At 34.5% G+C, this 15,063-nt stretch carries 13 protein-coding genes; 4 read left to right on the top strand and 9 right to left on the bottom strand.

The features are described from left to right. Positions 1-9 precede the first annotated feature (9 nt). From guaB to OIU83_RS11595, 4 genes are all read right to left on the bottom strand, one after another. Positions 10-1,482: an IMP dehydrogenase gene (guaB, locus tag OIU83_RS11610; protein ID WP_264206421.1), complete on the bottom strand. Its 1,473-nt coding sequence runs from the start codon at positions 1,480-1,482 to the stop codon at positions 10-12. Positions 1,483-1,715: 233 nt separating this feature from the next. Continuing rightward, the gene (locus OIU83_RS11605; protein ID WP_264206420.1) at positions 1,716-3,116 is read right to left on the bottom strand and encodes a DUF5723 family protein; all 1,401 of its coding nucleotides are present in this window, start codon (positions 3,114-3,116) and stop codon (positions 1,716-1,718) included. Further along, positions 3,113-3,664 (bottom strand): hypothetical protein, encoded by a 552-nt coding sequence (locus OIU83_RS11600; RefSeq protein ID WP_264206419.1) that lies wholly within the window; start codon positions 3,662-3,664, stop codon positions 3,113-3,115. Before OIU83_RS11600 ends, OIU83_RS11605 begins: the two co-directional genes overlap by 4 nt. 83 nt (positions 3,665-3,747) lie before the next feature. Continuing rightward, positions 3,748-4,614 carry a hydroxymethylglutaryl-CoA lyase gene (locus OIU83_RS11595; RefSeq protein ID WP_264206418.1) on the bottom strand — a complete coding sequence of 289 codons (867 nt, stop codon included), beginning with the start codon at positions 4,612-4,614 and terminating at the stop codon, positions 3,748-3,750. 375 nt (positions 4,615-4,989) lie between these two features. Here OIU83_RS11595 and OIU83_RS11590 point away from each other — a divergent pair, with 375 nt between their 5' ends. Together OIU83_RS11590 and OIU83_RS11585 are read left to right on the top strand one after the other, a co-directional pair. Beyond that, the gene (locus OIU83_RS11590) at positions 4,990-5,601 is read left to right on the top strand and encodes a hypothetical protein (protein ID WP_264206417.1); all 612 of its coding nucleotides are present in this window, start codon (positions 4,990-4,992) and stop codon (positions 5,599-5,601) included. Further along, positions 5,598-6,311: a DUF3307 domain-containing protein gene (locus OIU83_RS11585; protein ID WP_264206416.1), complete on the top strand. Its 714-nt coding sequence runs from the start codon at positions 5,598-5,600 to the stop codon at positions 6,309-6,311. The genes OIU83_RS11590 and OIU83_RS11585 overlap by 4 nt, the downstream gene beginning before the upstream one ends. Here the strand turns inward: OIU83_RS11585 and OIU83_RS11580 are convergent. Continuing rightward, on the bottom strand, positions 6,297-7,316 hold the full coding sequence (locus tag OIU83_RS11580; RefSeq protein WP_264206415.1) for a quinone-dependent dihydroorotate dehydrogenase: 1,020 nt from the start codon (positions 7,314-7,316) through the stop codon (positions 6,297-6,299). The genes OIU83_RS11585 and OIU83_RS11580 overlap by 15 nt on opposite strands. A 154-nt stretch (positions 7,317-7,470) precedes the next feature. On the opposite strand from OIU83_RS11580, the gene OIU83_RS11575 reads away from it, so the two are divergent. Continuing rightward, positions 7,471-8,610, top strand: coding sequence for a formylglycine-generating enzyme family protein (locus OIU83_RS11575; RefSeq protein WP_264206414.1), 1,140 nt, complete (start codon positions 7,471-7,473; stop codon positions 8,608-8,610). A 125-nt stretch (positions 8,611-8,735) separates the two neighbouring features. Further along, a complete protein-coding gene (gene pepT / locus OIU83_RS11570) occupies positions 8,736-10,013 on the top strand; it encodes a peptidase T (RefSeq protein ID WP_264206413.1) in 1,278 nt (425 codons plus the stop codon). A gap of 81 nt (positions 10,014-10,094) precedes the next feature. On the opposite strand, the gene OIU83_RS11565 is transcribed toward pepT, so the two are convergent. The 4 genes from OIU83_RS11565 to OIU83_RS11550 all read right to left on the bottom strand — a co-directional run bounded on the left by OIU83_RS11565 (position 10,095) and on the right by OIU83_RS11550 (position 15,049). Next, positions 10,095-11,060 (bottom strand): glycoside hydrolase family 5 protein, encoded by a 966-nt coding sequence (locus OIU83_RS11565; protein ID WP_264206412.1) that lies wholly within the window; start codon positions 11,058-11,060, stop codon positions 10,095-10,097. Positions 11,061-11,071: 11 nt separating this feature from the next. Continuing rightward, positions 11,072-12,307 carry a glycoside hydrolase family 27 protein gene (locus tag OIU83_RS11560; protein ID WP_264206411.1) on the bottom strand — a complete coding sequence of 412 codons (1,236 nt, stop codon included), beginning with the start codon at positions 12,305-12,307 and terminating at the stop codon, positions 11,072-11,074. Between the two features lie 94 nt (positions 12,308-12,401). Next, positions 12,402-13,436 (bottom strand): IPT/TIG domain-containing protein, encoded by a 1,035-nt coding sequence (locus OIU83_RS11555; protein WP_264206410.1) that lies wholly within the window; start codon positions 13,434-13,436, stop codon positions 12,402-12,404. 20 nt (positions 13,437-13,456) lie between these two features. After that, the gene (locus OIU83_RS11550) at positions 13,457-15,049 is read right to left on the bottom strand and encodes a RagB/SusD family nutrient uptake outer membrane protein (protein WP_264206409.1); all 1,593 of its coding nucleotides are present in this window, start codon (positions 15,047-15,049) and stop codon (positions 13,457-13,459) included. Between the last annotated feature and the right edge of the window lie 14 nt (positions 15,050-15,063).

The raw sequence follows: 15,063 nt of genomic DNA, 5'->3' as shown, positions 1-15,063 counted from the left end.
ATCTCTTGATTATCTTGAATAATTTGGAGCTTCTTTGGTAATTGTTACGTTATGAGGATGACTCTCTGTGATTCCGCTAGAAGTGATTCTAACAAAACGTCCTGTTTCTTGTAAAGTTGGAATATCTTTTGAACCACAATATCCCATTCCTGCACGAAGTCCTCCAATAAACTGAAGCATACTTTCGTTTAATTCTCCTTTGTAAGGAACACGACCTACAATTCCTTCTGGAACCAATTTTTTAACATCGTCTTCAACATCTTGGAAATAACGATCTTTTGATCCCGTTTGCATGGCTTCAACAGAACCCATTCCGCGGTAAGATTTGAATTTTCTTCCTTCAAAAATAATAGTTTCTCCTGGAGATTCTTTGGTTCCTGCAAGTAACGATCCTAACATCACACAATCGGCTCCGGCAGCAATTGCCTTAGGAATATCTCCTGTATAACGTATCCCTCCATCGGCAATTACCGGTACTCCACTTCCTTTTATTGCTGCAGCAACTTCTAGCACTGCAGAGAATTGTGGAAAACCAACACCTGCAACAATACGAGTTGTACAGATTGAACCTGGGCCAATACCTACTTTTACACCATCGGCACCATTAGCAACTAAATATTTAGCAGCCTCTGGAGTTGCAATATTACCTACGATAACATCGATTCCTGGGAATTTACTTTTTACTTCTTTTAATGTATTTACAACTCCTTCGGTATGTCCGTGAGCTGTATCGATAATAATAGCATCTACTCCTGCAGCAACTAATGCTTCTGCTCTTTGAACTGCATCACCGGTTACTCCAATTGCAGCTGCAACACGTAAACGTCCAAAAACATCTTTATTAGCAATTGGCTTTTGAGTAAGTTTAGTAATATCTCTAAAAGTAATTAATCCAACTAATTCATAGTTTGCATTAACAACTGGTAATTTTTCTATTTTATGACCTTGTAAAACTACTTCGGCTTGTTCTAGTGAAGTTCCTTCGGCTACAGTTACCAAATTTTGGCTTGTCATAACTTCAACAATTGGTCTTGTTCCGTTTTTTTCAAAACGTAAATCACGATTAGTAACAATCCCTTTTAGGATTCTGTTTTCGTCAACGATTGGAATTCCACCAATTCCGAATTCTTTCATTGCCATTTTTGCATCGGCTATTGTAGAACTTAATGGTAATGTAACTGGATCGATAATCATTCCTGACTCGGCACGTTTTACTTTACGTACTTTGGCAGCTTGTTGTTCGATGGTCATGTTTTTATGCAAAACACCGATTCCGCCTTCTTGCGCCATAGCGATTGCCATTGCGCTTTCGGTAACGGTATCCATAGCAGCAGATACTATTGGAACGTTTAGTGTTATGTTTCGAGAAAATTTTGATTTTATGCTCACTTCGCGAGGAAGCACATTCGAGTAGTTAGGTACTAATAATACATCGTCGTAAGTTAAACCTTCGCCGATAATCTTGGAGTTGTGTGCTATCATGGTGCAATTTCTAGTTGAATTGCGTGCAAATATAGTAAATAAATTAAAAACTTTTACATTATACTATTCAGAAATTTAAGTATTTATAAATTCCTATAGTTATTTTCTATTAAAAAAGCCCCTAAAATCTACTACTATCCTAGCCCGGATAGCAGCGAAAATCCTTTATTGTTTTTCTTTAAAACAATAAAGATTATAGCGAATAGCCGGATTAGCTCCTAATAAAAAATAACTTAATTGTATTCAGAATTTTCTTTGAAAATAAAATTTAACCCAAATTGGAACGTGGCACTATTGGCTTTTGTAATATCCTTATATTCGAGAATATTATCGACCATGGCATATAAATTAAACTTTCCAAGTGTTGTCGAAAGTCCAAAACCTATATTCTTGGACGAGTAGGAATCGATTGTATAAGTCGCTTTTACCTGCAAATTATCTAAAAGACTACGTCTATAAAAAGCTGTTAAAGCTGCCAATGGTGTTCTGGGCGTAGTCATGGCAAACAATTGTAATCCAACACCATTGAGATATTCGGTTTCCCCATGTGGTTTACAATTACAGCTTTCATCTGATCTGGCTTCGCCAAAAGAATACTGAATTGACGAGTTGAATTTAGCTGGTCTCCAAGTTGTGTATTTACCATAAAGTGTGTCTCGCGGAATCGCAGCCTCGAATTCGTCGAATACATTTTTTGGCTTATCGGGATTCGTGAAATTAGGATTCACACCTTGATATTGATAATATCCTTTGTAGGTAAGATTTTCGACTTCTTTCGTATGACGAATGAAACCAACATCAATTATACTTGCCGTAATTTGAATATTTTTTTTAGGATAATAGGTTACTCCCACATCAAAACCAAGTCCATAATTTCCTCCGAAAAAGGTTTTATGTGCAATATCCGAAGCTATACTTCCATTATAATCGTCTTCGAGATATTCGGCAATTCCCGAAGATTTTAGCTCTAGATTCGAAGATATAATTTGATTATACATTGTTGTACTTGAGTTCCCTGTATAGATGTATCCTGAATTCTTGGTAGAAGTTGCATTTAATCCACTGGAATATAACTTGGCTCGACCTCCTAAAACCAATTTATCGCTTACTTTTTTATGATAACCTATATGAAAAACCGAAAGCACTTCGGCCTTTACACTTAACTCGCTTAAATCGAATGATTTTCCGATATAATTTTGATTTCCATCTAATGCCAGTAATGCTAAATCTTTGGGAACGTACATGAAAAAATCTGCTTCCTGGTATACTCCAAAAGAAATATAGGCTTTGCTTTCACGTCCTCCAACCTTGAATCCTCCCGAGAATAATTCGATTTGCTCATTGACAGAAACCTTATCATTTCTGGTAGCTTTATTTACTGCATTTCTTAACTTGGTATTAAAATCGACTCCGTTATTTGCAAACAAATCGTAGGCAGAAAAACTACTCGAACCAATATTAGCCGAAATACCAGATAGCAAAGGCACTCCAAAATAATATTTATACGAAACATCTGTTCCTGGATTTACAAGCAAAGACTGTGGAACTGAGGCAAAATTATACAACACTTGTTTATTCTGTGCCATCCCTGAAACACTTACCGCTAACAACAAAACTAAATAGATTTTTCTCATTTTATTTCGAAGTAAACAGTTGCTCCCGAACGTAATTTTAAACTTCCCGGACTATCTTTGGTTAATGGCGCTCCTGATGACATGGTAATACTTATTTCTAGTTTTACAGATTTTTTTAGTGAATCGAGTGTTTGATTTTCAAAAACATCGGTGTGTTTCACAATATTTGGGGTATTTGAATATGCGGGAACATCAATTTCTGTGCTATATGTTACCTGATTATTCGCATCCAAAAAAACTAAACTAACAATATAACCTCTGGATATTGTATTATTAATTTCGAAATCAAATTGAACTTTCTTTAAATTGTCTCTGAAAAAACTATCTCTAAAAACATCAAAATCCTGTACATCAAAAACGACATCATGCTCTCTTCCATTATCGATAAATGTATTTGCCTTAATATCGAAATAAGTTAAATTGGCAACAAATACAGGTTCTAACTTTAGGTCTTTGGTTAGATTAAAATCTAAATCGCTCGCGCATGAACAGAATAATAGCGCAACAATTATGAGCCTAAAAAACATATTATTGTAATATAATTTCATTACAGAATTATTTTAGTTTGATGTAATACTTACAACGTTTTACAATTGCAACTTATTACTTTAAAAAAGGAATTAATGATTGATTAATGATAAGCTCCGAATAATTTCGAAGCTTCATTATAAGCGCTTTCAAAGCTCATAGCTCTTATATTGGTATCTTGCTTTTGTGCTGTAAAATAAGACACCATTTTTTCTGTGGGCATATTTCCGGTTAACTTATCGGTGGCCATAGGACAACCTCCAAAGCCTTGAATTGCACCATCGAAACGCCGGCAACCTGCATGAAAAGCAGCATCAATTTTTTCGAACCAAGTATTGGGTGTGGTATGCAAATGTGCACCAAACTCGATTTCGGGGTATTGTGTGATTAAATTCGAAAATAAATAGGTAATAATATCCGGAGTTGAACTTCCCACTGTATCCGAAAGTGAAAGTGTCTTAACTCCCATCTTGGAAAGTTTCTCTGTCCACTCTGCAACAATCTCAACGCTCCAAGGATCTCCATACGGATTTCCAAATCCCATCGAGAGATATGTGATTACTTCTTTATTCTTTTTATCGGCTATTTCTAATATTTCGCGGAGTGTAATTATCGATTCGGCAATTGTTTTATGCGTATTCCGCATTTGAAAATTCTCGGATATAGAAAATGGAAATCCTAAATATTGAATCTCTTTATGTTCGGAAGCCATTTCGGCTCCTTGTGTATTTGCTATAATCGCCAATAACTTACTGGTTGTTTGTGACAAATCTAATTGCGCCAGAACCGCAGCAGTATCTTGCATCTGTGGAATTGCTTTTGGAGAAACAAAACTTCCAAAGTCAATAGTATCAAAACCTACTCGCAATAAAGACTGTATATAAGAAACCTTATTCTTAGTAGGAATAAATGTTTTAATGCCTTGCATGGCATCTCGTGGACATTCGATAATCTTAATTTCTTTACTCAAAGCTACTCAGTTTCTAAACGCTAAGTTACTGTCTTTTTTATATAAATAAAAAATATCTTCTCCGTTTATTTTATTACACAAAATTGTAATAAATACAAATATTACATAAAAACGTAATAATTAAAAATATTCCTTATATTTGTAATATTATTATCCTGAGCGAAATGAAGAATCATGACGTTTACAATCTATACTAAGTACAGACTTCTCCCGAAGTTTCGAAACGCTCAGCCTGATACAACATAAAGTATAACAAAAACAATCAAGATATGCCTTCCTGAGCGAAGTCAAATACAAAGTTATTTGATAGATGAACTAAAGCTAAGGGAGCAAATTGAAACAAAATTGTTATTTAATTTTTAATTATATTTGAATATGATAAGTGTAATCACAGGAGATATTATAGGTTCCAGACAACTAAAATCCAAAGATTGGATTGAGAGTTTAAAAAAACTATTCTCCCAATTTGGCAAGAATCCGAGCGAATGGGAAATTTATCGTGGTGATGAATTCCAGATAGAAATCAAAAATCCTGAAGAAGCTCTATTAACAACTTTATTGATAAAAGCCTATTTGAGATCTATAAAACTGGATGCCAGAATGAGTATTGGTTTTGGAGATAAGACCTATACAGCAAAAAAAATATCCGAAAGTAACGGAACTGCTTTCATAAATTCCGGAGAACTTTTTGAAACTTTAAAAAAGCAAAAAACAACTTTGGCATTAAAATCCGGAAATCTTGATTTTGATACAAAGCTTAATTTAATGCTACGTTTAAGTCTGACTTTTATGGATAATTGGTTGGTTCCTTCAGCAAAATTTATAGTAATTGCAGTTCAGAATCCAACATTATCACAGGAAGGAATCGGTATAAAATTAGGCATTAATCAAGCTGCTGTAAGCCGAAGACAAAAACGTGCACAATATGATTTAATGATGGATTTAGATCGTTATTTTAGATCCCAAATAAAAGAAATTACTCTATGATACTATTTGTAAAATTATTCTTGGCTCATTTACTCGGTGATTTTATATTCCAACCTAACAAATGGGTTGCAGATAAAGAAGTTAAAAAACAAAAAAGTATTTACCTATATATACATGCAGCTTTACATGGTATTTTAACCTGGATTCTAGTTGGGGAATTATCCTTTGGATGGTATGCACTTTTACTGGCAATTACTCATGGATTTATCGACTTTACAAAACTTCATTTTCAGAAAAACAGCAATAAAAGAGCATGGTTTATTGGTGATCAAATAGCACATCTCATCGTTTTAGTTACAATTGCACTCTTATACAATCAACAAAAAATAGATTTACTTTGGCTTAATAGTCAATTCTGGATTATACTAACGGGTATTTTATTTTTAACCAAACCAACTTCTATTTGCATCAAAAACCTCATCTCGATTTGGACTCCCGAAAATAAAGATGGAACCAACGATTCTCTTGCCAATGCAGGAAATTACATTGGCATACTAGAACGTCTATTTGTATTTTGTTTTATTGTAACCGGACATTTTGAAGCCATTGGTTTTTTATTGGCAGCAAAATCTATTTTTAGATTTGGAGATTTAAAGGAGGCCAAAGACCGTAAACTTACAGAATATGTTCTTATCGGAACATTATTAAGCTTTGGGATCGCATTACTTACAGGCTTAATTGCCCAAATAATGCTTTTACAAACTCTTTAAGATTTCTTTATTTATGGCTTTTATCAAAGCTGGGCCTTCGTAAATAAAGCCGGTATATAACTGTACCAAACTTGCTCCAGCATTTAGTTTTTCGATAGCATCTTGAGCCGAATGTATTCCTCCTACTCCAATAATCGGGAATGCTTTGTTGCTTTTTTCAGAAAGAAAACGAATTACTTCGGTAGATCTTTGGGCCAAAGGTTTCCCCGATAAGCCTCCCATTTCTTCTTTATTTACCGATTGTAATCCATCTCTGGAAATAGTCGTATTAGTTGCAATTACACCTGCAATTTGTGTCGTTTTAATAATGTCTATAATATCCAATAATTGCTCATTGGTTAAGTCCGGGGCGATTTTTAATAAAATAGGTTTTGGTTTTGCATGTGTTAGATTTTTATTCTGTAACGTTTGCAACAATTGTGTTAATGGCTCTTTATCTTGTAAAGCTCTTAAATTTGGTGTGTTTGGAGAACTTACATTCACAACAAAATAATCAACGTGACTGAATAAAGCATCGAAACAGATAACATAATCATCAACTGCATTTTCGTTTGGAGTAATTTTATTTTTACCAATGTTTCCTCCTATTAAAACGCCTTTATTTTGCTTCAAGCGCTCTACAGCTTCAATAACTCCACCGTTATTAAATCCCATTCGATTAATAATTGCCTGATCTTCTTTTAAACGAAATAATCTCTTTTTAGGATTCCCTTCCTGACCAACTGGCGTAACGGTACCAATTTCTATAAATCCAAAACCAAAATCTGAAAGTTCTTTGTATAATTTGGCATCTTTATCAAATCCTGCAGCAAGACCAACCGGATTACTAAATTTTATCCCAAAAACTTCACGCTCTAAACGAGGGTCATTTACTTTATAAATCATTTTTATAATCGATGAAACTCCTGGTATTTTTGAAATAAATCTAACAAATGAAAAAGTAAAATAATGGACTTCTTCAGGATCAAACCAAAAAAGTATCGGACGAATAAGCAATTTATACATAAGTGTGTTGTTGTTTTTGTGGCTGCAAATTTAATTATAATATGCCAAAATGCATTAGTTTTATATAAAACAGTTTAAATAATTTAATCGCTTTTAAGTTTTTTATTGTAATTTTATTCCTTAAAATAAAAACTATACAAAAATAGTCGAACTAATGAAAAAAATAAACAAATATTGGTTATTTGGAATAATAGCCACTGGTATTCTATTTATTAGCTTTGGTTATACAAAATTTATAAAACCACTTGGAGAAAAAACAACTCAAGATTGCAACGAAGTTCAAATGGTATCATCCGAATCTAAATTTGAACCTACTATAGTTAATAAAAAATCGGCACCATCCAAAGCTCCAGAAGGGATGGTTTGGATTCCGGGTGGAGAATTCTCTATGGGAAGCAACGTTGCCGACGAAAGTTTATGCAGCATAAAAGGTGTTACCAAGGATGCTGCTCCAATACATCGCGTATACGTAGATGGTTATTGGATGGATCAAACTGAAGTTACCAATGAACAATTCGAGAAATTTGTAAAAGCAACTGGTTATGTAACCGTTGCCGAACAAAAACCTACTAAAGAAGAATTCCCTACTGCCAACGAAGAAGATTTAGTAACCGGATCGGTCGTATTTACTCCTACACCAACATCTGTAAACTTAAATAACTTCCTGCAATGGTGGTCATATGTTGGCGGAACAGATTGGAAACACCCAGAAGGTCCAGAAAGTACTATAAAAGGAAAAGAAAAATACCCTGTGGTACAAATCGCTTACGAAGATGCTGCCGCTTACGCAAAATGGGCTGGCAAAAGACTTCCTAGTGAAGCCGAGTGGGAATTTGCAGCAAGAGGAGGAAAAACCGGAGAACTATATGCTTGGGGAAACACATTAAAACCAAAAGGGAAATTTCAGGCAAATATATATCAAGGGCATTTCCCTATTAAAGATGGCGATACTGGAGAAGACGGCTTTAAAGGAATTGCTCCAACTGCACAATTTGCACCAAATCATTATGGATTATATGACATGGCAGGAAATGTTTGGGAATGGGTTAATGATTGGTACAGCGTAGATTACTATAAATCATTAGCCGAAAATGGGAATGTTGCTAAAAACCCACAAGGACCAGACGCAAGTAATGACCCATCTGAACCGGGACAACTAAAAAAAGTACATCGTGGCGGTTCTTTTCTATGTACCGATCAATATTGTACCCGATATATGGTAGGAACCAGAGGAAAAGGAGAAGTACGATCAGCAGCAAACCATCTAGGTTTTAGATGTGTGAAGAGCATCTAAAATAAAATTAACACGAAAAGGATTCTACTTAAACAGAATCCTTTTTTTTGTTTAAATCAGGTTGTGATACTCTAAAATAATACAGCTAAAAAATTTGTCTATATTTGTTGCTTAAAAAAATAAAAATGCAACATATCATAGATCGATTTATTAGTTATGTAACAATTGATACAGAGTCTGATCCAAATTCACAAACCACACCAAGTACTGCAAAACAATGGGATCTTGCCAATAAACTTGTCGAAGAACTAAAGAGTATCGGCATGCAGGATGTTACTATAGATGACAAGGCTTATATCATGGCTACTTTACCAAGTAATGTAGAACATACTGTTCCAACTATTGGTTTTATTTCTCATTTTGATACCTCTCCAGATTTTTCGGGAGCCAATATAAAACCTCAAATTATCCCTAATTATGATGGTAAAGACATTGTATTAAATGCGGAGCAAAACATCATCTTATCCCCTGGCTATTTTAAAGATTTATTACAATATAAAGGACAAACCTTAATTACCACCGACGGAACTACTCTATTAGGTGCTGATGATAAAGCCGGAATTACAGAAATTGTTTCCGCAATGGAATTCTTGATTAAAAACCCAGACATTAAACACGGAAAAATTAGAATTGGTTTTACACCCGATGAAGAAATTGGTCGTGGAGCACATCATTTTGATGTAGATAAATTTGGTGCCGAATGGGCTTACACCATGGATGGAAGCCAGATTGGTGAACTTGAGTATGAAAATTTTAATGCTGCTGGTGCAAAAATCACTTTTAAAGGAAAAAGCGTGCATCCTGGTTATGCCAAAGGTAAAATGATTAACTCTATGCTTATTGCAAATGAGTTTATCAATGAATTACCAAAAGGAGAAACTCCACAAGAAACTAAAGGCTACGAAGGTTTTTTTCACGTACATCATTTAACAGGAAGCATCGAAGAAACAGTTTTAGAACTTATCATTAGAGATCATAGCTCTAAAAGATTCGAAAGACGTAAAAAATTGATTGAGAGAATTGCAAAGAAAATCAATCGCAAATTTGCCAAGCAATTCGGAGAACCAATCGTAATTGTAGAGATACATGATCAATACTACAATATGAAAGAAAAGGTTTTACCTGTAAAACATATTGTTGACATTGCCGAAAAAGCAATGAAAGAATTAAATATAAAACCATTAATCAAACCAATTAGAGGTGGAACAGATGGTTCTCAATTATCATACAAAGGATTACCTTGTCCAAATATCTTTGCAGGCGGACATAACTTTCACGGTAAATATGAATATGTTCCTGTAGAGAGTATGCAAAAAGCAACAGATGTTATTGTAAAAATTGTTGAGTTAACTGCAATTCCAGGTATTTTTGATGTAGAAGTAAAACCTACCAGAAAGAAATAATTTTATTTGGCTTAAGCCAAAAAACAATAAAGAATCCCAATCTGAAAATTCAGATTGGGATTCTTATTTTAAACTAAAAGTCTATTTTTCGGTATTATACTTTCGTAAAAATTCACGAACCTTAATTCCTGACTCTTTTAAATCTTTTTCTTTCCAATTTCCGTCTGAATTAGCTGATTTTTGAAGAATAGAACATGTTTCATCCTTATCGGAAACTGACCATGTAATCCAACTTATTTTTCTAGATTCCATCCAGTCTATATATTCCTGCCAAGCAACATAATTTAAAGGTCCATCGCCTGTTGCTTCCATTCCTGCAGATTCAGAAACAAAAATCGGTAATCCCCTTTTTATAGCTTCATCGGTTCTATCACGCAGCCATTTCTCATGAGTTGCAGCATAAAAATGCATTGTATACATTAAGTTATCATATCCTTTTATAGGATCGGCTGCTGGAAGCTGAACATCCTGATCCCAACGTGGTGAACCAACAAGAATGATATTATCAGGATCATTGGCCCTAATTACTTTTATCACTTCTTCTGAATATGCTTTTACTTCTGGCCAGGTTTCATAATCGGGTTCATTAAAAATCTCATAAATAATATTTGGGTATTTACCATAGGTTTTAGACATCTCATCAAAAAACACTGTAGCTTCTTTAAGATTAATATTATGGCTATGCCAATCAATAATTACATAAATATCCGATTTTATAGCTCCGTCAACCACTGCTTTAATCTTTTCTTTGGAGAATTGAGGTTCTTTATTATAAGATTTGGCTCCTTCCTCAATACCCAGCGCAGCACGAACGATGGTGCATTTAAAATCTTTTTTAAGCCATTCAACAGCTTTTTCATTATAAAATCTTGGCCACATACTATGCCAGCCAAAACTCATTCCGCGTAGTACAATTGGGTTTTTATCTTTATCAACCAATTGAGTTCCCTGAACACTAAGCTGCCCATGTTTTTTCACAAATTGCGCATTCGAGACACAATAAAAAAGCAGTAATATGATTGCAAAAAATTTAGATTTTAAATCCATATCTTATTCAATTAAGGGATTAATTTTAATGTAATTACATCATGTGAAGCAATATCAGCAGTGAATACTTTTTTAGTATTTCCAACTTCTTTATTTTTCCAAAGATCTTTTATCTTGAATATTGTTTTATTAAAATCGGCTTCCAAATTAAAATCGGTATCTTTTATTGTATTTTTTTTCCAATCGAAATTTATCTTCTTAGCAACATCACTTCTATTCAAGAAAGTAACTGCCCAATTCCCATCAGATAATGGTTTTACCCAAACTTCAAGTCCATCTTCTGCCGAATATTTAAAACCCTGAATCCCTAGTTTATCCTGATTTACAGCAATAAGCTCTTTATTGGTTAAAATTGCCAATGTCTCTTTCGCCATTTTTCTAAAATCATTTCCAGCAACTAATGGAGATGCCATCATACACCACATTGCAAAATGGGCTTTGTCTTCGGTATTTGTCATTCCGTCACCTACTTCCATCATATCAAAATCATTCCAATGATCCGGACCTGAATATTTACGAATGTCTTTTCGCATTTCGATTATTTTCATAAATCCCCAAGACGACCAATTACCCGGATGTTTATATTCACAATCAAAACATGGGTAAATATCTCCCGAGATTCTCCAAAGATTTCCAACTGGTTTACCCCATTCCCATGGTTGATTATCTCCCCACTCACAAATGCTAAAAACAATTGGTTTACCAGCCGTTTTCAATGCATTACTCATAGTTGTATATGCTTCTTTGGCAGTAATTCCCTGTGTATTGCACCAATCGTATTTAAGAAAATCTATTCCTAGTTTTGCATAAAAACGTGCATCTTGGTATTCATAACCACGAGTTCCTGGATAACCCGCGCAAGTTTGTGTTCCGGCACAATTATACAAACCAAATTTCAGGCCTTTACTATGCACATAATCTATTAATACTTTCATTCCGCCAGGAAATTTAATTGGATCTGGCACTAAATCTCCATTGCTATCGCGTTCTTTGGTCATCCAGCCGTCATCGAGAACTATATAATTATATCCTGCAGCAGCCATTCCCGATGAAACCATAATATCGACAGTTTCTTTTACTAATTTCTCATCGATATTTGTTTCGAAAGTATTCCATGAATTCCATCCCATCGGTGGTGTCATAGCCAGACCTTCAAACTTACCGGCACCTTGCGTATGTGTATTCCCCTGACTAAATCCCAAAGTAAACAAACTCAAGGCTAATAATGTGAAGACTATTTTTTTCATTTTTTAAATTTATAATTATAAAAAAGTATTCCCTAATTTAGGGATTAGGGAATACTTACAAACAAAAACTCAATACAAATAGCTTATGTTGCTATTATTTCAATACAAACCCCATGTCATCCATAAGAATTGTGTTTCCACCAAAATTGCCCGACTCCTGAAGTGTTAATTGATCAAAAGTGGTAGGATTTCCAATATCCGAAAATGGGATTTCAATGGTTGTCCACTTGTTCGTTAGCGCTTTTTTTACCTGATATGCCCATCCGCCAAAAACAAATGTTATACTTGCATTTGCATTTGTAGAAATACTTTTAACTTTTACTCTAAATGCTTTATATTTTGTAACATCTCTAGGCGTAAATTTCATATCTGCACCATTCCATCCTCCAAATATAAATTTAACAGACACCAATCCTTGCACTTTATCATCGGCAAAAGCGGTGTCAAAAGTATCGGCAGCACTCCACAACGAATGTCCGGCATCTCCCTGCAATATGTCATCATAAAGCGCAGAACCTATTGCCTCCAGAGCTACAGCAGAACCCGAGATATTAGTAACCGTTACATACTTATCGGTTGCATTAGCCGGCATCTTGAATTTAATTTCGGTTAATGAAGAAGAAATTATCGATACATTTTCTGTTCCTACTTTAACTATAGGATCTAAGAAATAATCTCCATAAACAGTTACAACATCACCTGCAGCTGCATTAATAGAATTATAACTATCTACTCTTGGAGATGGTGGAGCTACTACAAAATCGTATGAAACCGTTCCGCTTTTGGTAACGATCTTTAATTTATTACTAGCATTTGCGTATGGGGTTTTCTCATTTATCAATACAAAAATCTCTGTATCGGTAACCAGAACAGGATTAAAATAAGTGTCAAAATCATTAAAATATATTTTTTGAACAGATAAAAAACCAGACCCCCTAATTATATAATAATTATTAGGATCGCCTTGGGTAACTGGAATTAAATCTCCTGCTACGGATTTACTTACGCTCTTGATTGCTAAATTATCTGAACCATCGGAGCTATCGCTATCGCAAGAAGAAAACATACCTACAAATAACAGAGCAATCGCAAGAGAACTCAATAGATACTTTATTTTTAAATTTTTCATAATATTTAAAATTTTAATAATTATTTAAAAGTATAAGGAACTGGTGGATCCAATAATTTTGGGTTTTTCGCCACTTCATTATCCGGATAATCCATATAAAAATCATTTGCAGCATGATCTTCACTATAAATAGGTTTAAAATGTTGAGCTGCATTTCTATCTCCTCGATTTTGAGCAAACATAATATCGATAGCTTTTGTTTTATCAATACGTCCTAAATCAAACCAATAATCACCTTCAAAACATAATTCTTTTCTTCTTTCAAGAAAGAGATCATCAAATGTAAATGAAGAAACAGTCGTTAAACCTGCTCTTTTTCTAACCGCATTTATCGATCTTAAAGCTGCAGCATCGCTTGTACTACCGCCACCTGCTAAGATAGCCTCGGCATGAATTAATAATAACTCAGCGTAACGCATTACATAGCTATTATTGTCCATCATTGCCCAAGAATCCGTTGGACCAGTTACAGTTCCATTAACAACTCCAATACAGTATTTTTTAATAGCACCGCCTGAACCCTGAGCCAAATCCTTATTTGTTGGCACAGTAAGACCAATCCCTTCAGTTGTTTTTATATTTGGATAAGTATCACCACCTACCATAATCGTTTCATGTTCTCTTTTATCTCCAGCAGTGTATAAATTAAATATATCCTGACTTGGTCCAAACACTCCGGCATAAGAAGCATTAGAAGTTGACAAACCTCCGTCTGCAAATCCAAATTGTGTATTACAGTTGTTTGCCGAGCCGTAATTACCATCACCTTTCCATTGTATCGCAAAAATAGATTCCTCGTTATTATTATTAGAATAAGTAAATAAATCCCCGAAGCTTTTTGAAGGTAATTCATCACCTCCTAAAAGTTTAAATTCTCCACTGTTTATTACACTTTCTGCCATTGCTCTTGCATTGATATAATCTTTTCTATACAGATATACTTTGGCCAAAAATGCTTTTGCCGAACCTTTAGAAACATGTCCATTATTCGCATAATTAGCACCTCTATTTTTATCAGCTAATAAATCAATCGCTTTTAAGTAATCCATTATTATTAGTTTATACACATCATCGACAGTATTGGTATTTATATACGGATTACTTGCATAATCTAATGGATTTTCGATAATAGGCACTGGTCCCCATAATCTTACTAAATCAAAATAAGCTGTCGCTCTTAAAAAATAAGCCTCTCCAATAGTATTACTCAAAACAGCTTGGTCTACCCCAGGTCCAACTCTACTAGCAAGGAAATTGATAATCATATTCGATTGTTGCACATTGGCCCATAAAGAAGACCAACCATTCACTAACTCTGCGTCACTACCGTTTAGCGAAAAGGTTCTCAATCCAGCAACATCTGGTGAACCGGAATACATATTTCCTGCTCCTACTTCTAGAGCCCACCAAAATTTATTGTACATCTGAAACCAGGTTCTGCTGTACATCCCGTTTGTAGCCGATGCTACCTGTTCATTTGTACTATAATAAGAATCCAAACTAATACCATCTTCTGCGGGTCTGTTTGTAAAATCTTCCTGACAAGATATTCCCATAAATAAAAATATGAGCGATAAGCCAGACCATTTATATGTTTTAAAAAATCTTTTCATTTTCTGTTTTTTTA

The organism is Flavobacterium shii (genome assembly GCF_025847235.1).
GTDB classification, from domain to species: Bacteria; Bacteroidota; Bacteroidia; order Flavobacteriales; family Flavobacteriaceae; genus Flavobacterium; species Flavobacterium shii.
The sequence above is the reverse complement of the archived record's forward strand: the minus strand, read 5'-3'. Positions and strand labels throughout refer to the sequence as shown.